Source organism: Streptomyces fildesensis (assembly GCF_016107395.1).
GTDB classification, from domain to species: domain Bacteria; phylum Actinomycetota; class Actinomycetes; order Streptomycetales; family Streptomycetaceae; genus Actinacidiphila; species Actinacidiphila fildesensis.
This window is the reverse complement of sequence record NZ_JAAIKO010000024.1, coordinates 25490-50680: the sequence shown is the minus strand read 5'-3', so window position 1 is coordinate 50680 and position 25191 is coordinate 25490. Positions and strand designations below refer to the sequence as shown.

Sequence of the window (25191 nt, the reverse complement as noted above, 5' to 3'; positions counted from 1 at the left end):
AAGGCTGACACCCTTCACCCATGCGCCGCCGACTGATCTCCTCCACGCTCGCTGTCGTCCTCGTCGTCATCGCGGTCTTCGGGCTCTCGCTCGTCATCGTCGAGACCCGCACGATCGAGAGCAGCGCGCAGGAGAGCGTCGACTCCGAGGCGGTCCGGCTGGCGGGCAGCGTCGACAGCCGCCGGGCCAGCGGGGAGAAGGTCGACACCGGCTCGCTGGCGCAGCAGGTGGCCGCCGACCGGTTCGCGGTGGTCCGGATCCCGGGCAGCGCGCCCATCGAGATCGGGACCCGGCCCTCGGGCCGGGTGATCACCTCGACCCAGACCGGCGACGACGGCGCGAGCGTGGTCGTCGAGGAGTCCCGTTCCAAGATCAGCCAGGAGATCGGCAGGACCCTGCTGGTCATCCTGGCCGTGGCGCTGCTCGCGGTGCTGGCGGCCGTGATCCTCGCGGTGCGGCAGGCCCGCCGGCTCGGCAGCCCGCTGACCGACCTCGCCGAGACCGCCGAGCGGCTCGGCTCCGGCGACCCGCGGCCGCGGCACCGCCGCTACGGGGTGCCGGAGCTGGACCGGATCGCCGACGTCCTGGACGCGAGCGCGGAGCGGATCGGCCGGATGCTGACCGCCGAGCGGCGGCTCGCCGCCGACGCCTCGCACCAGCTGCGGACGCCCCTGACGGCGCTCTCGATGCGGCTGGAGGAGATCGTGGCCACCGCGGACGACGAGGACGCCGTCAAGGAGGAGGCGACGATCGCGCTGGGCCAGGTCGAGCGGCTCACCGATGTGGTGCAGCGGCTGCTGACCAACGCCCGCGACCCGCGGTCCGGCTCGGCGGTCGACTTCGACCTCGACGACGTGATCAAGCAGCAGATGGAGGAGTGGCGCCCGGCCTCGCAGAGCGAGGGGCGCACCATCATCCGCTCCGGCACCCAGGGCCTGCGGGCCGTCGGCACCCCCGGGGCGGTCTCCCAGGTGCTGGCCACCCTGATCGAGAACTCGCTCATGCACGGCGCCGGCACGGTCGGCCTGCACACCCGGGTGACCGGCAACCAGGCCGTCGTGGAGGTCACGGACGACGGGCCGGGCGTACCGCCGGACCTGGGCGCCCGGGTCTTCGAGCGGACGGTCAGCGGCCGCAACTCCACCGGACTGGGGCTGGCCGTGGCCCGTGACCTGGCCGAGGCGGACGGCGGGCGGCTGGAGCTGCTCCAGCAGCGGCCGCCGGTCTTCGCGCTCTTCCTGGCCCAGGAGGATCCGTCGGGGCAGCCGCGGAAGCCCCGAGGGGACGCCGGCTCGTCACCCGCGTAGGCCGGGGGACCTACTGCGTGGTGCGGCTGTGCGGCGCGGAATCGGTGTCCGCCTCCGCCGAGGCGAGGATCGACTCCGCCTGCTCCGCCACCTCGCGGGCCGGCAGCGCCTTGAAGACCCAGGTCCGGTAGGACCAGAAGCGGAAGAGGGTGGCCACGCCGATGCCGGCGAACTTGAAGATGTTGCTCTGCAGCGAGCTGTCCCAGCCGAACCCGTACGTCGCCACGTAGAGCACGCCGTTCTCGATGACCAGGCCGACGGCGCTGAAGCCCAGGAAGAGGCCCAGCTCCTTCGAGCGGCTGCTCCGGTCGCGGTCACGGTAGGTGAAGTACCGGAAGCCGATGTAGTTGAAGAGAATCGATACGGCGGTGGCGATGATGCCCGCCCGTACCGTCTGCAGACCAGTGGTGTGCCGGACCAGGTTGAAGACCCCGAGGTTCACCAGGACGCCCGCGCCACCGACCGCACCGAACTTGGCGACCTCGCGGTACAGGGACCCCAAACGGGACTGCACGGTCTGGCGTCCGCTCATGATGATCCGCTCGGCCCTGTCTGTCGGTGTGACCCGCCCGGGGCCCGTGGTCTGGTCTCGTGGTCCAGTCGTACTGGCTCTTCATGCTAACCGCACGGGCCGAGGGCCTGCCCGTGGGTGGCGTCATTCGGGGGTCCGCCCGCCCGATATCCTGGGGAACGTGACATTCCCGGTAGTCGGCATGATCGGCGGCGGCCAGCTCGCCCGTATGACCCACGAAGCGGGCATCCCGCTCGGTATCAGGTTCAAACTCCTCAGCGACACCCCGCAGGACTCGGCGGCGCAGGTGGTGAGCGATGTCGTCATCGGCGACTACCGCGATCTGGAGACCCTCCGCGCCTTCGCGCAGGGCTGCGACGTGATCACGTTCGATCACGAACACGTCCCCACCGAGCATCTGCGCGTCCTGGAGGCGGACGGCATCGCCGTCCGCCCGGGACCCGACGCCCTGCAGCACGCCCACGACAAGGGCGTGATGCGGGCGAAGCTCAGCGAGATCGGGGTGCCGTGCCCGCGGCACCGGATCGTCACGGACCCGGCGGACGTCGCGCGGTTCGCCGCGGAGGGTGACGGCTTCCCGGTCGTCCTCAAGACCGTGGTCGGCGGGTACGACGGCAAGGGCGTGTGGGTCGTGCGTGACGAGGACGGGGCCGCGGACCCGTTCCTGGCCGGCGTCCCGGTGCTCGCGGAGGAGAAGGTGGACTTCGTACGGGAACTGGCGGCCAACGTCGTGCGCTCGCCGCACGGCCAGGCCGTCTCGTACCCGGTCGTGGAATCCGTGCAGGTCAACGGGGTGTGCGACACCGTCATCGCCCCGGCGCCCGACCTCAGCGCCGAGCTGTCCGCGCAGGCCCAGCAGCTCGCGCTGACCATTGCCGCCGAGCTGGGCGTCGTCGGACACCTCGCGGTCGAGCTGTTCGAGACCCGGGACGGCCGGATCCTGGTCAACGAACTGGCGATGCGCCCGCACAACAGCGGCCACTGGACCCAGGACGGCGCGATGACCTCCCAGTTCGCCAACCATGTGCGCGCGGTCCTGGACCTGCCGCTCGGCGACCCGCGCCCGCGCGCGAAGTGGACGGTCATGGCCAACGTCCTCGGCGGCGACTTCCCCGATATGTACTCCGCGTACCTGCACTGCATGGCCCGTGACCCGCAGCTCAAGATCCACATGTACGGCAAGGACGTGAAGCCGGGCCGCAAGGTCGGCCACGTCAACACCTACGGCGACGACCTGGCGGATGTGCGCGAGCGCGCCCGGCACGCGGCCGACTACCTGCGAGGAACGATCACCGAATGACCGCCCACCCGTCGCCCGGCCCCCACTCCTATGGGAGCGCTGACGCGCGCACCTCTCCTGTCATCGGCATCGTCATGGGCTCCGACTCCGACTGGCCCGTCATGGAAGCCGCCGCCCAGGCGCTGGACGAGTTCGAGATCCCGTACGAGGTCGACGTCGTCTCGGCACACCGGATGCCGCGCGAGATGATCGCGTACGGCGAGCAGGCCGACGGCCGCGGCCTCAAGGCGATCATCGCGGGCGCGGGCGGCGCCGCGCACCTCCCGGGCATGCTCGCCTCCGTCACCCCGCTGCCGGTCATCGGCGTGCCCGTACCGCTGAAGTACCTCGACGGCATGGACTCGCTGCTGTCCATCGTCCAGATGCCGGCCGGCGTCCCGGTCGCCACGGTGTCCGTCGCGGGCGCGCGTAACGCGGGCCTCCTCGCCGTCCGCATCCTCGCCGCCCACGACCCCGAACTCCTCGGCAGGATGCGGCACTTCCAGGAAGAGCTGAACGAACAGGCCACCGACAAGGGCAAGCGGCTGCGCGCCAAGGTCCAGGGTGCGGCAGGCTTCGGGTTCGGCAAGTAACCAAGGAGACCCGATGGACCTGATCGCCCGCGCCACGGAACTGCTCGCCGCCCACCCCGTCGTGGACGGGCACAACGACCTCCCGTGGGCGCTGCGCGAGCAGGTCCGCTACGACCTCGACCGGCTCGACATCGGCACCGACCAGAGCGCCTCGCTGCACACCGACATCCCCCGTCTGCGCGCCGGCGGCGTCGGCGCGCAGTTCTGGTCGGTCTACGTGCGCAGCGACCTGGCCGGCGACGACGCGGTCTCCGCGACCCTCGAACAGATCGACGTGGTGCGCCGGATGACCGAGCGCTACACCGACGACCTGCGGCTCGCGCTCACCGCCGACGACATGGAGACGGCGCGCGCCGAGGGCCGGATCGCCTCCCTCATGGGCGCCGAGGGCGGCCACAGCATCAACTGCTCGCTCGCCACCCTGCGCGCCCTGCACCAGCTCGGCGTCCGCTACATGACGCTCACCCACAACGACAATCTCCCGTGGGCGGACTCGGCGACCGACGAGCGTCGCGCGGGCGGCCTCACCGCCTTCGGTGAGGAGGTCGTCCGGGAGATGAACCGCTGCGGCATGCTCGTCGACCTGTCCCACGTCTCCGCCGACACCATGCGGGACGCACTGCGCGTCAGCGAAGCGCCGGTGATCTTCTCGCACTCGTCCGCGCGCGCCGTCTGCGACCACGTGCGCAACATCCCGGACGACGTCCTGGCCCTGCTGCCCGCCAACGGTGGCGTCGCCATGGCCACCTTCGTCCCGAAGTTCATCCTCACGGACGCGGTCGCCTGGACCCAGGCCGCCGACGAGAACATGCGGGCCAACGGTCTGCACCACCTCGACACCACGCCCGCGGGCATGGCCGTCCAGCGCGCCTACGAGGCGGCGAACCCGCGCCCCGTCGCCACACCGTCCACGGTCGCGGACCACCTCGACCACATGCGCGAGGTGGCCGGCGTCGACCACCTCGGCCTCGGCGGCGACTTCGACGGCACGGCCTTCACCCCGTCGGGCCTGGACGACGTCGCCGGCTACCCGAACCTCATCGCCGAACTCCTGGGCAGGGGCTGGTCGGACGAGGACCTGGCGAAGCTGACGTGGCGGAACGCGGTGCGGGTGTTGCGGGACGCGGAAGCGGTTGCCGTCGTGGCGCAGGCGAAGAGGGGTCCGTCGCTGGCGACGCTTGCTGAGCTGGACGGCTAGCGCCGGGTTGCAGGTTTGCACCGGCGTGCGGTGGGTCGGGGGCCGGGCCCTCCGGGGTGGGTTTCGAAATCGACTATTTACGGGCCTGGCGGCCCACAAATAGCTCGGCAGCATTTCGAAACCCATCCCTGCGGCCCCGGCCCCCTCACGTGCGCTGCCGTCTGCGGGGAGCGGGTGATGGCGCCCCTCACATCAGCCGGTCCCACACTCTTCCTGCTCCCTCCGTGAGCAGGTGGTGGGGATCGTCAGCAGACGCAGAGGCAGAAGGGGTGGCCGGCGGGGTCGGAGAAGACGCGCCAGTTGCGCTTGCCGTCGTGGTCGTCCTCGAGGAGCTTTGCGCCGAGGGCGAGTACGGCTTCCTGTGCCGCGTCCATGTTCTCCACGGCCACGTCGATGTGGAACTGCTGCGGCCGCTGAGGGTCGGGCCACTGCGGCTCCACCAGGTGCGGGGCGCGCTGGAACGAGAGTTTGACGCCGTCGGTGGCGCGCAGCACCACCCAGTCGTCGTCGGCCTCCTCCACATCACCGCCCAGCACGGCTGCGTAGAAGGCGGCGAGTGCCTTGGGGTCGGGACAGTCCAGCACCACGGAACCCAGCTTGCCGATCATGGAGTACACCTCTCTCGATGTCGTTACCGCTATGAGCGTTCAACCGGTAACCGTTACTTCATGATGGCCCAGTGGAGGTAACGTGGCAAGGGTGGAGCAGCCCGGAGAACGCGCCCCCGCTCCTGGACTCCTCCTTCTGGTCCAGGATCTGGCGAACACCGTCGACCTGGAGTCGGCCGAGGACCAACTGCGCGTTCCCGCCGACCTCGACGCCTGGGCGCGGCACCACGATCTGCCCGACCTGAGCTTCGGCCCGGCCGACCTCGATGACGTGCTCGCACTCCGCGAAGCGCTGCGTGATGCCTGCCAGGCCCACACGGGAACACGGCTACCGGATCCCGCGGCAGCGGAACTGGAACGACTACTGCGCGCCGCGCCGCTGCTGCTCGCGATCGACGCGGAGGGCGGGGCCGGCGTACGCCCCGCCGACGGTCTCACCGGCGCCGCCGCCCTCACCGCCCACATCGCGGCGGGCATAGCCACCGCCGTCGCCGACGGCACCTGGCCACGCCTCAAGGCATGCGCATCCCACAGCTGCCGCTGGGTCTACTACGACCGGAGTCCGGCAGGCCGCAGCCGCTGGTGCACGATGGCCATCTGCGGCAGCCGAGCCAAAATGCGCGCCTATCGGAGTCGTACAACTACCTAGCCCCCGCTTGAGCGCCCGGCTGCCGTCCGGGTCGATGCCGACCCGGTAGCCGTGCAGACCGCTGGTCCTGGTGCGGTCGCGCTCGTACACCGCCACGCTGCGGGGTCCGAGTCCCCCACAAGCGGCAGATCGCCTCTCTGCCTTGCGCTGGGGGCGTCCTCAACTCGCAGGTGGCAGGCGACGCCCGGGGAACCCACCCGCAACCTGCGGTCGGGGGTCCGCCAACCCGAGCCGCTCACGGTTTGGACGTGAGGGGGACGGGTCCGCAGGGGTGGGGTTTCGAAATGCTGCCGAGCTATTTGTGGGCGGCCACGCCCGTAAATAGTCGATTTCGAAGCCCCGCCCCGGAGGGCCCGGTCCCCGCACCCACCACGAAGCGGCCAGGCGCGGCAGGAAGCCGCCGGCAGGCAAGTGGCAACGGCTAGGCGGACGGCCGGCCCATCGCCCGGAACTTCCAGCCCGCCGCACGCCACGCCGCAGGCGACAGCGCGTTGCGGCCGTCGATGATGTGCCGCGTCGCCGCCACCTCGCCCAGCGCCGCCGGGTCGAGTTCCTGGAACTCGCGCCATTCGGTGAGGTGCAGAACGACGTCCGCGCCGCGCACCGCGTCGAGCGTCGTCGCCGCGTAGCCGAGGGTGGGGAAGAGCAGCCGGGCGTTGTCCATGCCCTTGGGGTCGTAGACGGTGACCTGGCCGCCCTGGAGGTGGATCTGGCCCGCCACGTTGAGCGCAGGCGAGTCCCGTACGTCGTCGGAGTCCGGCTTGAAGGCCGCGCCCAGTACCGCGATCCGCTTCCCGAGGAAGCTGTCGCCGCCGACCGCCTCGCGGGCGAGCTCGACCATGTGGCCGCGCCGCCGCATGTTGATCGAGTCGACCTCGCGCAGGAACGTCAGGGCCTGGTCGGCGCCGAGTTCACCGGCGCGGGCCATGAACGCGCGGATGTCCTTGGGGAGGCAGCCGCCGCCGAAGCCGATGCCGGCCCGCAGGAACTTGTGGCCGATCCGGTCGTCGTGGCCGATGGCCTCGGCGAGCTTCACGACGTCGCCGTCGCCCGCCTCGCAGACCTCGGCCATGGCGTTGATGAAGGAGATCTTCGTTGCGAGGAACGCGTTGGCGGCCGTCTTGACCAGTTCGGCGGTGGGGTAGTCGGCGACGACGAACGGGGTGCCTTCCGCCACGGGCGTCGCGTAGACCTCGCGCAGGAGCTTCTCGGCGTGCGCGCTCGCGACGCCCACGACGACGCGGTCGGGGTGCAGGGTGTCCTGGACGGCGAAGCCCTCGCGCAGGAACTCGGGGTTCCAGGCCACCTCGGCGTCGGCGCCGGCCGGGGCCAGTTCGGCGAGCCGGGCGGCGAGCCGGGCGGCGCTGCCCACCGGCACGGTGGACTTGCCGACGACGAGGGCGGGCCGCCGCAGATGCGGGGCGAGCAGCTCGAAGGCGCTGTCCACGTAGGACATGTCGCTGGCGTACTCGCCGTGCTTCTGCGGGGTGTTGACGCAGACGAAGTGGACATCGCCGAACTCGGCGATCTCTTCCCACGAAGTGGTGAAGCTCAAGCGGCCGGTGGATCCCGCGATGCCGGCCACGTGCCGGGCGAGCAGGTCCTCGAGGCCCGGCTCGTACATCGGGACCTTGCCGGCCGACAGCAGCTCGATCTTGCGGGGGTCGATGTCCAGGCCCAGTACCTCGAAGCCGAGCTCGGCCATGGCGGCAGCGTGGGTGGCGCCGAGGTAACCGGTGCCGATGACGGTGAGCTTCAGAGGCATGCGAAGAGCATAGTCGCGTCCTGGTGTGCGAAATCCAGGGTGAGGCCATGGCCAGGTCCACACGGGAAGGACAGAATGCGTAGACAGTGCGAGGGGGTGGTGGCCGTGGATCGAGCCGGCCAGGGGGATGCGGTACCGAGACCCGGAGTGGGTCTCTCCAAGGCAGCGGGACCCGAAGCGGGTCAGCGGGACGAGGGGGCGGCCGAGCGGGCCGATCAGGCGGATGGGCTGGCGGAGCCGGGCGGTCCGGCCGAGCCCGAGGGGGACGGACCCGAGGAGACCGGGGGCCTGGTCCCCGGCGTGGCGGAGGACCCGCAGGAGACAGCGGTCCGCAGGGCCCGGCGGCGGCGCAGGACCCGTCGGGTGCTGCTCAGCGCCGTGGTGCTGCTGTGCACCGGAGCGCTGCTGATCGTCGGCACGGGCTGGTACGCGTACGAGCACTACACCGGCCGCGTCGACCGGATCCCGAACGCGTTCCCGACGAATGTGCCGGCCGCGGCGATACCCGCGCCCAGCAAGGGAGGACAAACGTTTCTCCTGGTGGGTATAGACGCGCGCTCGGACCTGCCGACCACCGGCAAGGGCGCGAAGGCGCCGGAGTGGCAGCCGGGTGCGCAGCGCAGCGACACGATGATGCTGGTGCACCTGCCGGAGGACGGGAAGCACGCGTATGTGGTCTCGCTGCCCCGTGACTCCTGGGTGGCGGTCCCGGGTCACGGCAGCGCCAAGCTGAACGCGGCCTTCTCCTGGGGCGGCCCGCCGCTGCTGATCGACACGGTGCAGCGGCTCTCCAAGGTGAAGATCGACCATCTCGCGGTCGTCGACTGGAGCGGCTTCCGGAAGCTGACCGACGCCGTCGGCGGGGTGGACATCACCGTCGACAAGACCGTCTCGCGGCGCAACGGCGCCGGGATGTGGGACGCGGGCACCCACCACATGGACGGCGACGAGGCACTCGACTACGTACGGGAGCGGTACGGGCTGCCGCGCGGCGACCTGGACCGCACCCACCGGCAGCAGAACTTCCTGCGCGCGGTGCTGAACAAGGTGCTGTCGGGGGACACCCTCAGCAACCCGCTCAAGGCGAAGCGGATGCTGGACGAGGTGACGAACTCGGTGAGCGTCGACGATTCGCTCTCGAACGGCGAGTTGCGTGACCTGATCTGGGGCATGAAGGACGTCAGGTCCTCGGACATGGCGTTCATGAACGCGCCCGTCGCAGGCTTCGACATGATCAAGGGCCAGTCGGTGGTCCTGCTCGACGGCAACGGCACGTCGGCCCTGTGGGAGGCGATGCGGAACGACACGATGGCGGACTACGTCGCGTCGAACACCCTCGACAGGCTGGGCAACAAGGTGTCGTGAAGCTCACGTGGGCCGGACGGGCCGATCGGCTCGATCCGGCCTACGATCGTAGGGTTACTTAACGGTAGTTAGCACTCGGGGAGTGAGACAGCCTTGGCCGGTTCTTCCGATTTCGACCTCTACCGGACGTCCGAGGAGCACGACATGCTCCGCGACTCGGTCCGTTCGCTCGCCGAGGCGAAGATCGCACCTTTCGCGACCGAGGTCGACGAGGAGGGCCGCTTCCCGCAGGAGGCCCTCGACGCGCTCATCGCGGCCGACCTGCACGCCGTGCACGTCCCGGAGGAGTACGGCGGCGCGGGCGCGGACGCCCTGGCCACCGTGATCGTGATCGAGGAGGTGGCCCGCGTCTGCGCGTCGTCCTCCCTCATCCCGGCCGTGAACAAGCTCGGCTCGCTCCCGGTGATCCTGTCCGGCTCCGAGGAGCTCAAGGCGAAGTACCTCGGCCCGCTGGCCAAGGGCGACGCGATGTTCTCGTACGCCCTGTCCGAGCCCGAGGCGGGCTCGGACGCGGCCGGCATGAAGACCCGCGCGGTGCGTGACGGCGACTTCTACGTCCTCAACGGCGTGAAGCGCTGGATCACCAACGCGGGCGTCAGCGAGTACTACACGGTGATGGCCGTCACCGACCCCGAGAAGCGCTCCAAGGGCATCAGCGCCTTCGTCGTCGAGAAGTCCGACGAGGGCGTCTCCTTCGGCGCCCCGGAGAAGAAGCTCGGTATCAAGGGCTCGCCGACCCGCGAGGTCTACCTCGACAACGTGCGCATCCCCGCCGACCGCATGATCGGCGCCGAGGGCACCGGATTCGCCACCGCGATGAAGACCCTCGACCACACCCGCGTCACCATCGCCGCCCAGGCGATCGGTATCGCGCAGGGCGCCCTGGACTACGCCAAGGGGTACGTCCACGAGCGCAAGCAGTTCGGCAAGGCCATCGCCGAGTTCCAGGGTGTGCAGTTCATGCTCGCCGACATGGCCATGAAGCTGGAGGCCGCCCGCCAGCTGACGTACGCGGCCGCCGCCAAGTCCGAGCGCACCTCCGGTGGTGCCAAGGACGAGGACCTGACGTTCTTCGGTGCCGCCGCCAAGTGCTACGCCTCGGATGTCGCGATGGAGGTCACCATCGACGCCATCCAGCTGCTCGGCGGCTACGGCTACACGCGCGACTACCCGGTCGAGCGCATGATGCGCGACGCCAAGATCACCCAGATCTACGAGGGCACGAACCAGGTCCAGCGCATCGTGATGGCGCGCAACCTGCCGAAGTAACCCCGTACGGAACACAAAAGCCGGAGGCACTCAGCTGAGTGCCTCCGGCTTTTTGCGTGATCATCCCTGAACGATCATTCAGGGATGATCATTCAGGCGGGAACGGCAGCGGCTTTTCTGCCGGGGGTCCACAGGCGTTTCAGCCGGCGCTCGGCGGGCTTCTCCACACATTCATGGAGAAATGCCGCAGCGGTGACGGAACTCACAAGCATGATGGCGACCACGAGGGCGTCGTGCCGCACTCCCGGACTCGCTCCCGAGCCGTAGTGGCTGAAAGCCCGGAGCACGATCGCATGACACATGTAGAAGGCGAACGACCATTCCCCGAGTTTCACGAGGGCTTTGCGGCGCAGCAGGGAGGCACCGCTCCGTACGTCGCGCAATGCCACCGTCGTTATGGTCAGGGCGAAGATCGGCATGAACAGCGCGTCGAACATTCCGGGTGCCGGCACGACGTGGGAAACCCAGTGCGGATGCCTGGTCCACGCCCAGCAGAGGGCGATCATTCCGGCCAGCAGGGCGATGGAGACCCGGGCGCCTACCGGCGGCCGCCAGCCGCGCCGGGCGGCCACCGCGGCGCAGATCCCGAGGACGAACATCGGGGTCAGCGCGAGCGGCGAGGCGAAGATCAGACGCTCGGTCGCGGCCGGGTAGTGGTGCCACACGGGCCACAGCCGGGTGCCGGCCGTGGCCGCCGTCATGAGGACCGCGATCAGGCCCAGGCACCAGGAGGCACACCGGTCGAGCAGCTTGTACAGCAGGGGGAACGCCAGGTAGAAGAAGGCTTCCACCGAGAGCGTCCAGGTGACGATGTTGACGGTGAAGAAGTGGTCGGTGGTCCACGCCTGGGTGAAGCTCAGGGTGTACAGCAGGCCGGTGAACGAGAAGGGCGTGCCGTACCACTGCTTCTCCAGGAGGCCCGCCACGACCGCGGTCACCGCCAGCAGCGGCCAGATGCGCGCGAACCGCCGCCAGTAGAACTGGCGCGCGGTCCCGCCGGGCTTCGCCGACCACGCCATGACGAATCCGGAGAGTACGAAGAAGAAAGGCACTCCTTCGTATCCGATTTGCATGAGCGAGGTCAGCGAGGGTATTTCGTTGAAATAGCCCTTGGTGTGGAAAGAGAAGACACCGGCGGCCGCGAACCAGCGAAGCGCTGTTACCGAGTCCACTCTTATGGGAGTGACGGTACGGTCGGCGGGCTGTTTTCCCGTCGGCGCCGCGGAGGCGTCGTTCCCGGACCTCGGTCTGTCCAGTACGGGAACTATGACGGGAACATCCGTCTTCATGCCTCACCCCTATAGAGCCGCCGGTTCGAACGGCTGAGCATATAGGAATGCTGTGAGGGCTCTGTGGGCCACCTAGGTGATGAAGCGACCAAATCGGGCGGAATGTCTGCTATTGCTTTCCGGAGACCGTGACCGTCTCGTCGTTCTTCAGCTGAGCGAACAGCTGCTTCGACTTCGCCGAGTCCCACTTCACCGCGACACCGTCGTTGCGCGTCGGCAGATTCGCGGTGGAGATCGGAACGGTCATCGACTTGCCGTCGCCGCCGGTCACGCCCTTCATCGCCCAGAACATCGAGGTGATGTTCCACAGGCTCATGTCCTTGTCGACGATGAGGGTGTCGAGGCCGGAGCTGATCACCGGGTAGAGCGTGAACGGGTCCAGCACGGTGGCCGGCGAAGCCGCCTGGTGGGCGAGCGACGACAGGAACTTCTGCTGGTTGCGCATCCGGCCCAGGTCCTGGTCGGCCTCCTGGTGCCGCTGCCGGACGAAGGCGAGACCCTGCTTGCCGTCCAGCGTCTGGCAGCCGGCCGGGAAGTCCGCGCCCGACGCCTTGTCCTTGAGCGGCTTGTCGAGGCACATGTCGACCCCGCCGAGCGCGTCCACCAGGTTCACGAAGCCGGAGAAGCCGATCTCGGCGTAGTGGTCGATGTGCAGACCGGTGTTGAACTCGACGGTCCGGGTGAGCAGCTCGGGGCCGCCGTCCGCGTAGGCCCGGTTCAGCTTGTGGGTGGCCGCGGGGTAGCGCTTGTGGGACTGCTGGCCGGTGAAGGCCGGGATGGTGACGTACGAGTCACGCGGCAGGCTGAGCATCGTGTTCCCGTTGTCACCGACGTGCAGCACCATCATCGAGTCGGTGCGCTTGCCCTCGGCGGCGCCGGTGTGCAGATCCTGCTCCTGCTCCTTGGAGAGCCCCTCGCGGCTGTCGGAGCCGACGATGAGGTAGTTCGTGCCCTTGCCGCCGGTCGGCCGGTCCTCGACCTTGCTGAGGTCCACCTCGCGGCGCACCTTGCCGTCGGCCCAGAAGTAGGTGCTCACGGACACCACCAGCAGTGCCACGACCAGACCCAGCAACGTGAACTTCACGATGCGGCCCCGGCTGCCGGGCCGGCGGCCGGAACCCCGGCCGCGTCCGCCGCCGGTGCTGGGCGGCCCGTAGCCGTCGCCGCCGGATCCGCCGCCGTACGAAGGCTGCGGGGGAACCCCGCCCACGGCGCCCGCGCCCGCCCGGGAAGCGGCCGCGCCACGGCGCGGCGACAGCTCGGGGGGCAGTGGCGGCTCGGTGCGCCGGCGCTGCTCTGCTTCGTTGGTCCATCCGCTCATAGCCAAAGTGTGCCCGCTGGAGGCCGCACTCCGGCAATCACAGGCGGTTCTGTGGCAGACCCGATGCATTTCCCCCGGGTTGTCACAGGGCGGTCATCGCGAAGTCCCGGCCAGGGGTCTCCCGGCCACCGCCGTGCCGCTCGGGACGGCCGTGCAGCCGCTCCCACAGCGCCACCAGGGCCCGGTGCACCCGGGGGGAGTCGATGCCCTCGACCGCCCGTCCGGCGTCGCCGGCCAGCCCCCGCGCCCGGTCCGCGGCCCCCTGGTCGAGCGCGGCCACGGCCCGCAGGACGAGGGTGCCGGCCCGGTCGCGGGCCCGGCCCTCGGGCAGCGCGGCGAGGGTCCGCCGGAGCCAGTGGTCGGCGGCGGCGGGGCGGCCCAGCGCCAGCTCGCAGGCCGCGGCCTCCGCGCAGTAGTCGGCACGGTGGTCGGCGCTGCTCCGGGCGTCCGGGGTCAGGATGGCGCCCGCCGCGGCGAGCAGCCGCTGGCACACGTCGGCCTGTCCCAGTACGGCGTGGGCCCGGGCCTGCCGGGCCATGAGCAGCGCCGAGGAGTGACGTACGGAGCCGGCGGGCTCTTCGGTGACTGTGGCGGTGGTCACGGCCGGGGCGGCGGCGCGGCCGTCGCCCGCCGCTTCCCTGGCGAGGCCCGCACGGGCGGCCCGCGCCACGGCCAGCGCCTCCTGCGGGCGCCCGGCGCTCAGGCACTGCAGGCTCATGGCGGCGAGGACCCGTGCTCCGAGCGGCCGGTCGGCTGCCGCGTGCGCGGCCGAGAGCGCGGCGCTGAAGTACCGCTCGGCCGCGGCCTCGTGACCGGTGTCGAAACAGGCGCGGCCGGCGAGGCACGCCAGCTCGCCCGCGAGCGCGAACAGCCGCCGCGCCGGGAGCTCCGCGGCGGCCGGTCCCGGCCGTGCGGCGGGCCCCTTGGCCAGCAGATCGGTGACGAGGCGCAGCTCGGCGTCGGCCACCGCGCGGACCGGCCCGCCGCCGAGCGCGGCCTCCATCCGGCGCAGCGCCGGGACCCGCTCCTCCAGCGCGGCGAGCGCGGCGAGCAGCGCGGGCGGAACGGGGGCGGCGGGAGCGTCGGGCACGGCGGCCGGACCCGTGCGCTGCGACGGCACGGAGGCCGGCACCGGGACGGAGGCCGGCACCGGAGCGGGGACCAGAACCGGGGCGGGTCCTGATACGGGGACGAGCAACGGCGCGGGCGCGGCCACGGTCGCCGCTGCCGGCACGGTTGCGGGCCGGGGCCACGACAGGGGCGCGAGCGCGAGCCACCGCTGGGCCGCCGCCGCGGCGCTGCCCGCGCCCGCGACCACGAACCCGCGCCGGTCGTGCAGCGCGGTGCCGGCCGTCGCGTCGAGCGCGGCCACGCAGTCCTGCGGCGTCCAGGCGACGCGCGCCGCAGGACGGTCGCCCACTGGCAGCCAGGCCGGCCACGGGGAGGAGGACAACAGGGTGTGCGGAACGCCGAGTTCGCTGGCGAGGGCCTGCTGGGTCTCCAGGTCGGGGACGACGCCGCGGTGCTCCCAGCGCCACGCCTTCTCCCGGCGCGCGGACATGTTGCCGACCCGGCGGGCCACGATGTCGACCACGTCCTGGTACGTCCAGCCGCGCTCCGCGCGTATACAGCTCAACGGGTGGCCCAAGGGCTGCTCCCCGTCGGTCACCGCGCGGTTCCCCGGCATGCGGTCCCCCTCCCCGTCCTCGGCTTTCGGATGCCGCACTGTAGCGCCGTCAAATGACCGGCTGTGAAAGTTCGTTGGCGCGGTGAGGCTACAGCGAAGCTACACGGGCGTTCCGACCGCGCCGCGAGGCCCTGATCCGGGCCTGGAGGCCCGGCTTCCGGGGGGCCTGGAGTGCCAGCGGTCGATGGCACCAAATGCCGTTCGCTGAACGGTTATTGACAATGGGGCCGCCGGAACGGTCAGCTTCTGCCATCCCCTTGGAGGCAACCATGACCTGCCCCGTCGACCACAGTCGCATCGCCCTCGACCCGCTCGTACGTGATCTTGTCGGGGAGGGTGCCCGGCTACGGCAGGCCGGGCCCGTGGTCGCGATCGAGGTGCCGGGCGGAGTCGAGTGCTGGGCCGTCACGCGCCACGCCGAAGCCCGCCGACTGCTCACCGACGCGCGCCTGGTGAAGGACATCAACCGCTGGGGTGCCTGGACCCGTGGGGAGATCCCCACGACGTGGCCGCTGATCGGTCTGGTCGCCCCCGGCACGAGCATGGTCACCGCCGACGGCGACGACCACAAGCGGCAGCGGCTGCTCACCGCCCAGGCGCTCACCCCGCGCCGGATGGAGCGGCTGCGACCGCGGATCGAGGAGATCACCCGCACGATCCTCGACGAGTTCGAGGCGGCCGGCGCGGGCGGCGCCGTCGTCGACTTCAAGGCCGTGTTCGCGTTCAAGCTGCCGATGCGCGTCATCAGCGAGCTGATGGGCGTCGAGGCCACCGAGCACACCCGGCTGCGCGAGCTGTACGACACCTTCTTCAGCAGCGTCACCCCCGCCGACGAGGTGCGGGCGGCGATGGCCGAGCTGTTCGCGTTCTTCGCGAGCGTCGTGGCGGAGAAGAAGCGGCGGCCGGGCGACGACCTCACCAGCGCACTGCTCGCCGCCACCGAGGGCGGCGACCGGCTGTCCGACGAGGAGCTGGTCGGCACCCTCCTGGTCATGATCGCCGCAGGCCACGAGACCACCATCAACCTGATGGTCAGCGCCGTCCGCGGGCTGCTCACCCACCCCGACCAGCTGGCGCTCGTGCGCTCGGGAACCGTCCCCTGGACGGCGGTCGTCGAGGAGACGCTGCGCTGGTCGCCGCCGACCACCAACTTCCTGTTCCGCTACGCCACCGAGGACATCCCGGTCGGCGGAGTGGTCATCAAGGAGGGCGACGCGGTGATGATCTCCTACGGCGCGATCGGCCGGGACGAGGTGCAGCACGGGCCGACCGCCGAGGAGTTCGACATCACCCGCGACGCCGCCCGGCACCTCTCGTTCGGCTACGGCCCGCACGTCTGCCCCGGCGCCCCCCTCGGCAGGCTGGAGGCCCTGGTCGCGCTGCCCGCGCTCTTCGACCGTTTCCCCGGCCTCGCACTGGCCGTGCCCGAGGACCAGCTCGCCAACAACCCGTCGATCCTGGTCAACAGTCTGCGCGAGCTCCCGGTGCGGCTCCCGGGGTAGCGCGGGGGAGGGGTGTGCCCGGGAGGAGCGCGTCCGGGGCCCGGCTTATGGTGGACGCATGACCACCGATCTCGCCGGCAGTACCCCGGAAGCCGGGCTTCCGGGCAAGCCGACCGCGGCAGCCCGCACGACGCTGTCGCACATCATGACGGCGCACGACACCAATCTGCTCGGCACCGTCCATGGTGGCGTGATCATGAAACTCGTCGACGACGCGGCGGGCGCCGTCGCCGGCCGGCACTCGGGCGGCCCGGCGGTCACCGCGTCGATGGACGAGATGGTCTTCCTGGAGCCGGTCCGGGTGGGTGACCTCGTCCATGTGCGCGCCCAGTGCAACTGGACCGGGCGCTCCTCCATGGAGATCGGTGTGCGCGTCATGGCCGAGCGGTGGAACGAGTCCACCCCCGCGACCCAGGTCGGCAGCGCCTACCTCGTGTTCGCCGCGGTCGACGAGAACGGCAGGACCCGGCCGGTCCCGCCGGTGATCCCGGAGACCGAGACGGACAAGCGGCGGTACCAGGAGGCGCAGATCCGCCGGATGCACCGGCTCGCCCGCCGCGAGGCCATCAAGGAGCTCCGCGAGAAGCGCGCCGCCGAAGGATTCGACGACTAGGGCGCGTGCCAGGCGTCGTGGGCCAGGCGGGACTTTCGCAACACGCCCTAAAGGCCTCCCATGGCCCGGCGGCTCAGGCGCACACCACCTGGTCGCCGGTCACCGCACCCGCCGCGCCGCCCGTGGCCGGTGCCGGATCCTGCGCCCGGATCGCCGTGACGCCCTTGTACCCGGCGCCGATGGTCACCTTCATCAGCGGTCCCTGCCCGACGGCCGGCACCAGCTCCGCGCCCGGCAGCGCGGCCGCCAGGGACCTCGCCGAACGGTCCCAGCGGGGGTCGAAGCGGATGACGGTGCGCGGCACGTTGTGCACGGTCGCGTTGCCGGGGGAGCCCGTGGTGGCGAAGCCGGTGGCGCGCAGCGCCTTGTCCGCCCGGTCGCCGAGGCCGGTGACGGCCGTCCCGTTGTCGACGTGGACCCGGATCGAGTGCGGATCGACGTCCACCTGGACCTTCGACGATTGCCGGCGCTTGGCGTCGGCCGGGAGGCGGACGGCCAGCGGCTGGTCCGCGCGGATCGCCGCCCAGAGCTTGCCGGCCTTGGCGTCGTCCCACTTCACCGTCGAGCCGATGCCCTTGACCTGGTAGCCCACGTTGCCGATCGGCACCGAGGTGAACTCCGAGGAGCCCGGGGTGAACCCGCGCAGGCCCTGGGCCAGCGAGATCAGGTCCTTCGGCTTGAGGTCCTGGTCGGCGCGGACCGACCCGAGCACCGTCGAGGCGATCCGGCTGAGCTTGACCGGGTCGGTGAGCAGTCCGCCGCTGGTGATCCGGTGGATGATCTGGGCGAGGAAGCGCTGCTGGCGCTGCATCCGGCCCAGGTCGGAGGCGCCGTCGAGGTGGCGGGAGCGGACGTACTGCAGGGCCGCGCCGCCGTTCAGCTGGGAGGTGCCGACCGGCAGGTCGAGGCCGGTGTACGAGTCCTTCAGCGGGCGGACCGTGCAGACCTGGACACCGCCGAGGACGTCCACCGTCTTCATGAAGCTGATGAAGTCGATCTCCAGGTAGTGGTCGATGTGCACCCCCGTCATCTTCTCGACGGTGGCGACGGTGAGCCGGGGGCCGCCGTCCGCGTAGGCCGCGTTGATCTTCGCGGCGTGGCTGACGTGTTTGGCGCCGCTCACCGCGTCGTCGTGCGGCGGCAGCATGACGTAGCTGTCGCGCGGGATGCTGACGACGCTCACCCGGGAGCGGTCCTCCGACAGATGCACCAGCATGATCGTGTCGGTGCAGTGGCAGGGCGCTCCGCCGAGGTGGTAGCGCTCCTTGTCGGCCGGTTTCAGCCCGTCCCGCCCGTCGGTGCCGACCAGCAGGAAGTTGATGCCCTTGGTGCTGCCGGGGCGGTCCCGCATCCCGCCGAACGCGTCCACCCGGTCGATGCTGTCCCCCACTCCGCTGACCACGGCGTGGCCGACGCCGCTGGTCGTGATGATCGCCAGAGCCAGCCCGCCGGCGATCCGGGTGCTCCAGCGCACCGGCCGTCTGCCGGACCGTCCGCCGGGCTGTCTGCCCGACCGCGGGGCCTGCCGCGGTCCCGGCCGCCGGGCGGAATTGACCGGTGGACGGGGCCTGCGGGGCGGGGTGGCGGGCGGGCGAGCGGGTGGAACCGTCATCGGGGCGCACCTCCGCGGGAGACAGGGGACCCGGTCAGGCTAGACAAAACGGACAGTATTCAAAGCCCCCCACACGCTGGGGTCCCCCATTCGCGGTAACGTTTCCCGCGATGAACGCTGCCAACGACCCCGCCGCCCCCGCTGTCTCCGTGATCATGCCGGTGCTCAACGAGGAACGTCACCTGCGCGACTCCGTCCGGCACACCCTGGAGCAGGACTACCCAGGTGAGCTCGAGGTCGTCATCGCGCTCGGTCCCTCCGGGGACCGTACGGACGAGATCGCCGCCGAGCTGGTCGCGGAGGACCCGCGGGTCCACACCGTGCCCAACCCCACCGGCCGCACCCCGGCCGCGCTGAACGCCGCGATCAAGGCGTCCCGGCACCCGGTCGTGGTCCGTGTCGACGGGCACGGGATGCTCTCGCCGGACTACATCGCCACCGCCGTGCGGCTGCTGGCCGAGACCGGCGCGGCCAACGTCGGCGGCATCATGCACGCCGAGGGCGAGAACGCCTGGGAGGACGCGGTGGCCGCCGCCATGACGTCCAAGGTCGGCGTCGGCAACGCGGCCTTCCACACCGGTGGTGTCGCGGCCCCGGCCGACACCGTCTACCTCGGTGTCTTCCGCCGTGAGGTGCTGGAGCAGCAGGGCGGCTACAACGAGGAGTTCATCCGCGCCCAGGACTGGGAGCTGAACTACCGGATCCGTGAGGCCGGCCACCTCATCTGGTTCTCGCCCGAGCTGCGCGTCTCCTACCGGCCCCGGCCGAACGTGCGCGAGCTGGCGAAGCAGTACAAGAACTACGGCCGCTGGCGTCATGTCGTCGCCCGCTACCACCGCGGCTCGGTCAACGTGCGCTACCTCGCGCCCCCGGCGGCCGTGCTCGGCATCGCGGCGGGCATCGTGGTGGGCGCGGCCGTCACCCCGTGGGGTTTCGTGGTCCCGGCCGGGTACCTCGCCGCCATCGGGCTCGGCTCGGTCCCGGCGGGCAAGGGCCTGCCGTTCGGGGCCCGGGTGCGGATCCCGGTCGCGCTCGCGACCATGCACATGTGCTGGGGCTGGGGCTTCCTCACCAGCCCGCGTTCCCTGGCGAACAAGGTCATCGCCAGCCGGCGTCCCAGTGTGACGACGGCCGGCGTCTGAACCCACCGCGCCGGCCCGGACCGCTGTCGGTCCGGGCCGGCGCCATGTCCGGGTGCCGGCTACCAGACGTAGTGGGCGCCCGGGTACGTGTTCACCTTCATGCACGCCGAGGTGTCGGCGCCGTTGAGCGCGGACGAGGTGGACGGCGCCTTGTCCGGCGCTCCGGAGCCCGAACCGCCCGCCGTCTTCGGGTACGTGGTGCCCGTACGCCAGTCGGAGCCGACGACCACCGTCACCTTGGTCACGCTCTTGGAGCTCCGTACCGCGCTGTCCGGCAGCCCCAGTGCCTTGGCCACCGCCTGGGCGTCGCCCTTCAGGGCGGCGCTCGGGTAGCTGAGCGTGGTGTCGGTCTGCGGCTGCGGAGTGGTGTCGGAGGCGGCCCGGGTGAAGCCGAGGGTGCTGAGCCGGCCCACGATGGTCTTGGCGCGACCGCTCACCGCCGCCTGGGACGCGGTGGCGGTGCCGTTCCGCACGGTGACGTCGATCTCGCCCTTGGGCGCCGCCGGGTCGGCGGGCGACGCGGTCACGGTGGCGGCCGCCCCGGGCGTCGGCGCCTTGGCCTTGCCGTCGACCGGGTTGTCCGCGCGCACCAGTGCGAAGAGCTTGTCGGCGTCACCCGGCTTCGGGATGACGTGCGCCTTGTTCTTCGGGTCCCAGTCCCACGGCATCGTGGTCATGGTGATCCGGTCGGCGGGCACCTTCTTCAGCTCGTTGCCCAGGTCGTACAGCTTCTTGACGGTGCCGAGGCCGGTGTCGACGGTGACCGACTTGGTCGCCGCCTCGGCGAGGCCGGTGAGCTGACCGGGGTCGGTGAGCTTCGCGCCCTTCTTGAGCTCGCGGATCATCGAGTTCATGTACATGTGCTGCGCGTGCGTACGGCCGAGGTCGGTGCCGTCCTCGAAGCCGTGCCGGGTGCGCAGCCACTGCAGGGCCTGCTCGTCCTTGATGGTCGTGGTGCCGGCCTTGAGCTTCAGCCCGGACTGCTTGTCGTAGATGTTCTTGTCGACGCAGACCGGGACCCCGCCGATGGCGTCGGCCATCTTCACCACTCCGGCGAAGTCGACCATCATGAAGTGGTCGATGGAGATGCCGGTCATCTCCTCCCACGTGGCGACCGTGCAGCCCGGACCGCCGTGCGTGAGGCTGGCGTTGATGATGTCCTCGGACTTCTTGTAGACCGTGCCGTCGTGCGGGTCGGTGCACTTGGGGATGGCCACCCGGGTGTCGCGCGGGATGCTGATGACCGTCATGTTGCTGCGGTCGGCCGACAGGTGCAGCAGCATCTGGACGTCGGCACGGGGCTTCTCGCCCCGGGTGTCCGCGGCGCCGCCGAGCTTGACGTTCTCGTCGGAGTTCCGGCTGTCGGAGCCCATCAGCAGGATGTTGAGCGGCGTCTGGCCCTCGGCGTTGGCCTGCGGCTTGGAGAGCTTCGCGTCGCTGAGGTTGAGCTCGTCCTTCTTGATGTTCGCGTTGAGGTGCTCGTAGTACGCCCAGCCCGCGCCGGCCGTGCCGAGGACCGCCACGGCGGTGCCGATCCCGATCCAGCGCAGGGCCCGGCGCCGGCGGCTCCGCGGCGCCTTGCGGGACCGGGAGCCACCCCGGCGGTGGCCGCTGCCCGCTGCCTGCCGAGACGTTTCTGCGGACGGCGAGCCAGGAGTCCGCGACGGTGCGTCCGCGTACGGATCCGCGCCGGCCCCGCCGGCGTCGGACCCGTACAGACTGTCGTCCGAGCCCAGTTCGGAGGGGCTGTTCTGCGCGGGAACGCCGTTCCGCGTCGCCGTGCCTCTGGTTCGCCGGTGCTCCACGTCCTCTACTTCCACTGGTAGGGCTTGTAGACGTCCATGCAGCCCTTGTCGGTGCCGTTCAGCGCGTCCGCGTTGGTCGGGACGGAGCCGGCGCCCGGAGCCGTCTTGCCGTAGTCGGTGCCCGAGGTCCAGTCCGCACCGATGATCACGGTGACGGCCGTCACATCGGCCGAGGCCTTCACCGCGGCGGCCGGGATCTTCAGGGCGGTGGCGACGGCCAGGGCGTCTGCCCTGCCCTGCTCACCGGCGCTCGTCGGGTAGTTGACGACCGTACCCTTGCTGGGCTTCGCGGACTGACTGGCCTTCGCCTTCGTGAAGCCGCCCGTGACCAGCGCCTTGGAGACGTTGGACGCGCGGTTCTCGACGGCCGAGCCGTTCTTGTCGCCCGCGGTGCCGTTCACGACGCTGACCGCGATGGTGGCCGGGGCCGCGGCGGCGGGGCCCGACTTGGTCGGAGCCGGCTTCGGGGTGTTCGCGGCGGTGCCGTTGGCGTCCATGGCGACGTCGTTGCGCAGCAGCGTCCAGATCTTCGCCGCGTCCGCCTTGGCCGGGATGTAGTGGGCGTCGGGGTTCAGCGGGTCGGCGAGGTGCGGCATCGTCAGCATCGTCATCCGGTTCGCCGGCACGCTCTTGAGCTCCATACCGAGGTCGTAGAGCTTCTTCGGCGTGCCGATCTCCTTCGAGACCCGGAACGCCTCCATCGCCTTCGTCGCCAGGTTGTTGAGGCGCGCCGGGTTGGTGAACAGGCTCTGGCTCTGCAGATTGCGCATCATCGAGTTGAGGTACATGTGCTGCGCCTTGGCGCGGCCCGCGTCGTCACCGAAGGCGTGCCGGGTGCGCAGCCACTGCAGCGCCTGCTGGCCCTTGACCGGCCAGGTGCCGGCCTTCATCTTCAGACCGGAGCCGCCCTTCTGGGCCGGGGTCGGATGGTCCCAGATGTTCTGCTTGACGCAGACCTCGACATCGCCGACGGCGTCGGCCATCTTCACCACACCGGCGAAGTCGACGGTCATCCAGTGGTCGATGTAGACGCCGGTCAGGTTCTGGATCGCCGCGCGCGTGCAGCCCGCGCCACCGCGGCCCAGCGACTCGTTGATGATGTCGTTCTCGGTCGCCTTGAACACCTTGCCGGTGGCGGTGTCCGTGCACTCGGGGATGGGCATCCGGGTGTCGCGGGGAATGCTGACCACCGACATGTTGCTGCGGTCGGCGGATATGTGGAGCAGCATGATGACGTCGGCGCGGGGCGGTTCGCCCGCCGTGTCGCGCGCGCCGCCCAGATCCTTGTTGGCCTCGGAGTCGCGGGCGTCGGAGCCGAGCACCAGGACGTTCAGCGGTGTGTCGCCGTCGGCGTTCGCCTTGGACGGCGCCACATCGCTCTTGCCGTTGTTCAGGTCACCGGTGCGGATCTTCCCGGCGAGGTATTCGTAGTACGCGTATCCCGCGCCGGCGCCGGCGAGGATGAGCAGCGAGAGCGTGCCCGCCACCCAGCGGAATATCCGGCTCTTCCGGCTGCGCGGCTGCCGCCGGCCCCCGGCGCGGCGGTGGCCGCCGCCCCCGCCGGTACCGCCGTTCCGCTGCCCGGGTACCGAGGCCGTGCCGGCGCCGACCAGCGACGGGTCGGTGACGGCGCCCGTGACGGTGCCCGCGCCGGGGCTCGGATGGGAGCCCGTACGCGAGGCGGTGCCGTCACCGGATCCGTCCCAGCCCTGGCCCCCGCCCTGGTCCCGGTCCTGGTCCTGGTCCTGGTCCTGGTACAAGCTCTCGTCCCAACCGGGATCTCCCGGTCCCTGGGCGTCTCGCGCCCCACCGCCCCGTACACCGCTGTCCCGCATGGCCCCCCCTGGATACGTCATTTCGCGCAGACGCTCTTGTCGTCCGCCACGACCTTCTGAATTCCCTCCGGCGCCGAAGTCGGCGCGGCTATCGGTGTTCCCGCGCCCTTGAAGTCCTTGCCAAGGGTGAGCGTCATGTTGGCCTTGGCCGCCGCGTCGACCGTCCCCGGCTGCAGCGCGGACGCCGGCAGCCCCATCATCGCGGCCAGGGCGCGCGCCTGGTCGGCCTGGTTCGGCGCGTAGACGAGCGTGGTCGTCGCAGCCGTTCCGGCCGGGGCGTTGCCGCCGTTGGTGGAGCGGTTGACGGCCTTGTTGTTCTGCAGCCAGTTGATGGTGTCCTGTGCGGCCCCGGTCACGCCACTGCCGTTGAACACCTTGACGCGAACCTGTGACGCGGGGGCCTTGGAGCCGGACAGTTTGTCCGGGGCCTTGGAGGCGTCCGGGGTGCCCGGCTTCTTGGCCACCGCGGTCAGCGAGATGTCGCTCTTCACCATCGAGAAGACCTGCTGGGCCTTGGTCGGGTCGAGGATGACCGTCTTGTGGACCTTGCCGTCCGCCGGGTTGTCGATGACCGGGACGGTGGCGAAGGTGATGTTCTTGGTGTCGACCGCGCTGAGGTCCTTCGCGAGGTCGGACAGTTTCGAGATGCTGCCGATGGCACTGTCGACGGTGAGTGCCTTGGTGGCCGCGTTCGCCAGCTTCCACAGCTTGCTGGGGCTGGTGAGGGTGTCACCGGACTTCATCTGACGGATCATCGAGCCCAGGAACTGCTGCTGGAGCTTGATGCGGTCCAGGTCGCCGCCGAAGCCGACCGCGTGCCGGGTCCGGACGAACGCGAGCGCGTCGTCGCCCGACACCTTGTGGTGGCCCTTGCCGAGGTCGAGGTGGGACTTGGGGTCCTTGATCGGCTTGGCCAGGCAGATGTCGACACCGCCGACCGCGGTCGACAGGTCTTTGACCGCGGTGAAGTTGGCCATCATGAAGTGGTCGACGCTCACCCCGGTCAGCGCCTTCACGGCGCGCATGGTGCACCCCGGGTCGCGGCCCTCCTGGCCGAGACTGGTGTTGAACCGGACCTTCTGCTCCCCGGCGACGACCTTCGTCGAGCCGTCCTTCTGCTTCGTCGGGCAGTCCGGAATGTCCGTGATCAGGTCGCGCGGAATGCTCAACGCGGTCGCGTTGGTGCGGTCCTTGGAGACATGGAACAGGATCGTGGTGTCGGCATGGCCGACGCTGCCCGCGTCGCCGTACTCCTTGCCGAGCCCCTCACGGCTGTCGGTGCCGATCACGAGGATGTTCACCGGACCGTCGGCGGTGACGTTCTTGTTGCCCGCGTCGCCGACGTCGACGGTGGTGATGTTGTTGTTGAAGTGCTGGTAGACCAGATAGCCGCCGATGGAGCCGGCGACCAGCACGAAGCCGACCGTGGCCGCGGTCCAGACAAGGGCCTTCTTCTTGCGGGACTTCCGGGGCTTGCCCTTGCGACGGCTCGCCCGGTTCGGTGCGTCCGAGGGGTTCGACGGGGTGCTGCGGGTGCCCTGCTGCTCGCGGCGCTCACGCCTGCCGCCCTGTGCGGACACGCTCGGTGACGGAGGCTGTTCGGGGTCTATCCGCAGCACGTAGCTGCCCGTCTCCGGATCAAGGACCCACTGGTCTGCCGGGTCGATGTTCCTGTGGCCTTGCGTGTCCACGGTTGCTCGGGTCCTCCGTCGGTGCCACGCGGCGCCTGCCCCCTGGGCGCTCGATCTTCTGGTCTTCCGTGTGAATGCGGGCCGGTTGACCATCCTCCGGGTCCGGCCGGATCGCTCACACTAGCCCCA

20 protein-coding genes are annotated in these 25191 nt (G+C 70.7%); 10 read left to right on the top strand and 10 right to left on the bottom strand.

Annotation, left to right across the window (positions count from 1 at the left end):
* Nucleotides 1-20: 20 nt before the first annotated feature.
* Nucleotides 21-1307, top strand: coding sequence for a sensor histidine kinase (locus C6N31_RS26570; RefSeq protein WP_138356122.1), 1287 nt, complete (start codon nucleotides 21-23; stop codon nucleotides 1305-1307).
* A gap of 10 nt (nucleotides 1308-1317) precedes the next feature.
* On the opposite strand, the gene C6N31_RS26565 is transcribed toward C6N31_RS26570, so the two are convergent.
* Nucleotides 1318-1839, bottom strand: a complete 522-nt coding sequence (locus C6N31_RS26565) for a GtrA family protein (protein WP_138356123.1) — start codon at nucleotides 1837-1839, stop codon at nucleotides 1318-1320.
* Between the two features lie 160 nt (nucleotides 1840-1999).
* Between C6N31_RS26565 and C6N31_RS26560 the strand changes: the two genes are divergently transcribed.
* Genes C6N31_RS26560 through C6N31_RS26550 form a run of 3 tightly spaced genes read left to right on the top strand, consistent with a single transcriptional unit; the run spans nucleotide 2000 to nucleotide 4909 of the window.
* Nucleotides 2000-3139 carry a 5-(carboxyamino)imidazole ribonucleotide synthase gene (locus tag C6N31_RS26560; RefSeq protein WP_138356124.1) on the top strand — a complete coding sequence of 380 codons (1140 nt, stop codon included), beginning with the start codon at nucleotides 2000-2002 and terminating at the stop codon, nucleotides 3137-3139.
* Entirely contained in the window at nucleotides 3136-3711 is a 576-nt protein-coding gene (gene purE / locus C6N31_RS26555) for a 5-(carboxyamino)imidazole ribonucleotide mutase (protein ID WP_138356125.1), read from the top strand. Before C6N31_RS26560 ends, purE begins: the two co-directional genes overlap by 4 nt.
* Nucleotides 3712-3724: 13 nt before the next feature.
* Nucleotides 3725-4909: a dipeptidase gene (locus tag C6N31_RS26550; RefSeq protein ID WP_138356126.1), complete on the top strand. Its 1185-nt coding sequence runs from the start codon at nucleotides 3725-3727 to the stop codon at nucleotides 4907-4909.
* A gap of 245 nt (nucleotides 4910-5154) precedes the next feature.
* On the opposite strand, the gene C6N31_RS26545 is transcribed toward C6N31_RS26550, so the two are convergent.
* Nucleotides 5155-5517 (bottom strand): VOC family protein, encoded by a 363-nt coding sequence (locus C6N31_RS26545; RefSeq protein WP_138356127.1) that lies wholly within the window; start codon nucleotides 5515-5517, stop codon nucleotides 5155-5157.
* A gap of 91 nt (nucleotides 5518-5608) precedes the next feature.
* Between C6N31_RS26545 and C6N31_RS26540 the strand changes: the two genes are divergently transcribed.
* The gene (locus C6N31_RS26540) at nucleotides 5609-6166 is read left to right on the top strand and encodes a CGNR zinc finger domain-containing protein (protein WP_138356128.1); all 558 of its coding nucleotides are present in this window, start codon (nucleotides 5609-5611) and stop codon (nucleotides 6164-6166) included.
* A 421-nt stretch (nucleotides 6167-6587) separates the two neighbouring features.
* Here the strand turns inward: C6N31_RS26540 and C6N31_RS26535 are convergent, their stop codons facing one another.
* Nucleotides 6588-7931, bottom strand: coding sequence for a UDP-glucose dehydrogenase family protein (locus C6N31_RS26535; protein WP_198358426.1), 1344 nt, complete (start codon nucleotides 7929-7931; stop codon nucleotides 6588-6590).
* Nucleotides 7932-8078: 147 nt separating this feature from the next.
* On the opposite strand from C6N31_RS26535, the gene C6N31_RS26530 reads away from it, so the two are divergent.
* Nucleotides 8079-9296, top strand: coding sequence for an LCP family protein (locus tag C6N31_RS26530; RefSeq protein WP_244809201.1), 1218 nt, complete (start codon nucleotides 8079-8081; stop codon nucleotides 9294-9296).
* A 93-nt stretch (nucleotides 9297-9389) separates the two neighbouring features.
* The gene (locus C6N31_RS26525; protein WP_138356131.1) at nucleotides 9390-10565 is read left to right on the top strand and encodes an acyl-CoA dehydrogenase family protein; all 1176 of its coding nucleotides are present in this window, start codon (nucleotides 9390-9392) and stop codon (nucleotides 10563-10565) included.
* 92 nt (nucleotides 10566-10657) lie between these two features.
* On the opposite strand, the gene C6N31_RS26520 is transcribed toward C6N31_RS26525, so the two are convergent.
* The 3 genes from C6N31_RS26520 to C6N31_RS26510 form a co-directional block, all read right to left on the bottom strand.
* Nucleotides 10658-11854, bottom strand: coding sequence for an acyltransferase family protein (locus C6N31_RS26520; protein ID WP_138356132.1), 1197 nt, complete (start codon nucleotides 11852-11854; stop codon nucleotides 10658-10660).
* 109 nt (nucleotides 11855-11963) lie between these two features.
* On the bottom strand, nucleotides 11964-13175 hold the full coding sequence (locus C6N31_RS26515; protein WP_138356133.1) for an LCP family protein: 1212 nt from the start codon (nucleotides 13173-13175) through the stop codon (nucleotides 11964-11966).
* 82 nt (nucleotides 13176-13257) lie between these two features.
* Nucleotides 13258-14862 (bottom strand): NsdA family TPR-like regulatory protein, encoded by a 1605-nt coding sequence (locus C6N31_RS26510; RefSeq protein ID WP_198358425.1) that lies wholly within the window; start codon nucleotides 14860-14862, stop codon nucleotides 13258-13260.
* Between the two features lie 269 nt (nucleotides 14863-15131).
* On the opposite strand from C6N31_RS26510, the gene C6N31_RS26505 reads away from it, so the two are divergent.
* Nucleotides 15132-16364 (top strand): cytochrome P450 family protein, encoded by a 1233-nt coding sequence (locus C6N31_RS26505; protein ID WP_138356134.1) that lies wholly within the window; start codon nucleotides 15132-15134, stop codon nucleotides 16362-16364.
* A gap of 58 nt (nucleotides 16365-16422) precedes the next feature.
* Nucleotides 16423-16977 carry an acyl-CoA thioesterase gene (locus C6N31_RS26500; protein WP_138356135.1) on the top strand — a complete coding sequence of 185 codons (555 nt, stop codon included), beginning with the start codon at nucleotides 16423-16425 and terminating at the stop codon, nucleotides 16975-16977.
* A 73-nt stretch (nucleotides 16978-17050) separates the two neighbouring features.
* Here C6N31_RS26500 and C6N31_RS26495 read toward each other — a convergent pair whose 3' ends face one another.
* The gene (locus C6N31_RS26495) at nucleotides 17051-18589 is read right to left on the bottom strand and encodes an LCP family protein (RefSeq protein WP_187144896.1); all 1539 of its coding nucleotides are present in this window, start codon (nucleotides 18587-18589) and stop codon (nucleotides 17051-17053) included.
* Nucleotides 18590-18699: 110 nt separating this feature from the next.
* On the opposite strand from C6N31_RS26495, the gene C6N31_RS26490 reads away from it, so the two are divergent.
* Nucleotides 18700-19731 carry a glycosyltransferase family 2 protein gene (locus tag C6N31_RS26490; protein WP_198358424.1) on the top strand — a complete coding sequence of 344 codons (1032 nt, stop codon included), beginning with the start codon at nucleotides 18700-18702 and terminating at the stop codon, nucleotides 19729-19731.
* A gap of 59 nt (nucleotides 19732-19790) precedes the next feature.
* Here the strand turns inward: C6N31_RS26490 and C6N31_RS26485 are convergent, their stop codons facing one another.
* The 3 genes from C6N31_RS26485 to C6N31_RS26475 all read right to left on the bottom strand — a co-directional run bounded on the left by C6N31_RS26485 (nucleotide 19791) and on the right by C6N31_RS26475 (nucleotide 25062).
* Nucleotides 19791-21536, bottom strand: a complete 1746-nt coding sequence (locus tag C6N31_RS26485; RefSeq protein WP_269287665.1) for an LCP family protein — start codon at nucleotides 21534-21536, stop codon at nucleotides 19791-19793.
* Nucleotides 21537-21541: 5 nt separating this feature from the next.
* On the bottom strand, nucleotides 21542-23296 hold the full coding sequence (locus C6N31_RS26480; RefSeq protein WP_232485696.1) for an LCP family protein: 1755 nt from the start codon (nucleotides 23294-23296) through the stop codon (nucleotides 21542-21544).
* A gap of 92 nt (nucleotides 23297-23388) precedes the next feature.
* Nucleotides 23389-25062, bottom strand: a complete 1674-nt coding sequence (locus C6N31_RS26475; protein WP_244809199.1) for an LCP family protein — start codon at nucleotides 25060-25062, stop codon at nucleotides 23389-23391.
* Between the last annotated feature and the right edge of the window lie 129 nt (nucleotides 25063-25191).

What these genes read in the sequence shown, in the direction of transcription:
- C6N31_RS26570 (WP_138356122.1), top strand. Translation starts at nt 21, where the DNA reads ATGCGCCGCCGACTGATCTCCTCCACGCTCGCTGTCGTCCTCGTCGTC.
- C6N31_RS26565 (WP_138356123.1), bottom strand. Translation starts at nt 1,839, where the DNA reads ATGAGCGGACGCCAGACCGTGCAGTCCCGTTTGGGGTCCCTGTACCGC.
- purE (WP_138356125.1), top strand. Translation starts at nt 3,136, where the DNA reads ATGACCGCCCACCCGTCGCCCGGCCCCCACTCCTATGGGAGCGCTGAC.
- C6N31_RS26550 (WP_138356126.1), top strand. Translation starts at nt 3,725, where the DNA reads ATGGACCTGATCGCCCGCGCCACGGAACTGCTCGCCGCCCACCCCGTC.
- C6N31_RS26545 (WP_138356127.1), bottom strand. Translation starts at nt 5,517, where the DNA reads ATGATCGGCAAGCTGGGTTCCGTGGTGCTGGACTGTCCCGACCCCAAG.
- C6N31_RS26535 (WP_198358426.1), bottom strand. Translation starts at nt 7,931, where the DNA reads ATGCCTCTGAAGCTCACCGTCATCGGCACCGGTTACCTCGGCGCCACC.
- C6N31_RS26520 (WP_138356132.1), bottom strand. Translation starts at nt 11,854, where the DNA reads ATGAAGACGGATGTTCCCGTCATAGTTCCCGTACTGGACAGACCGAGG.
- C6N31_RS26515 (WP_138356133.1), bottom strand. Translation starts at nt 13,175, where the DNA reads ATGAGCGGATGGACCAACGAAGCAGAGCAGCGCCGGCGCACCGAGCCG.
- C6N31_RS26510 (WP_198358425.1), bottom strand. Translation starts at nt 14,862, where the DNA reads ATGCCGGGGAACCGCGCGGTGACCGACGGGGAGCAGCCCTTGGGCCAC.
- C6N31_RS26505 (WP_138356134.1), top strand. Translation starts at nt 15,132, where the DNA reads ATGACCTGCCCCGTCGACCACAGTCGCATCGCCCTCGACCCGCTCGTA.
- C6N31_RS26500 (WP_138356135.1), top strand. Translation starts at nt 16,423, where the DNA reads ATGACCACCGATCTCGCCGGCAGTACCCCGGAAGCCGGGCTTCCGGGC.
- C6N31_RS26495 (WP_187144896.1), bottom strand. Translation starts at nt 18,589, where the DNA reads ATGACGGTTCCACCCGCTCGCCCGCCCGCCACCCCGCCCCGCAGGCCC.
- C6N31_RS26490 (WP_198358424.1), top strand. Translation starts at nt 18,700, where the DNA reads ATGAACGCTGCCAACGACCCCGCCGCCCCCGCTGTCTCCGTGATCATG.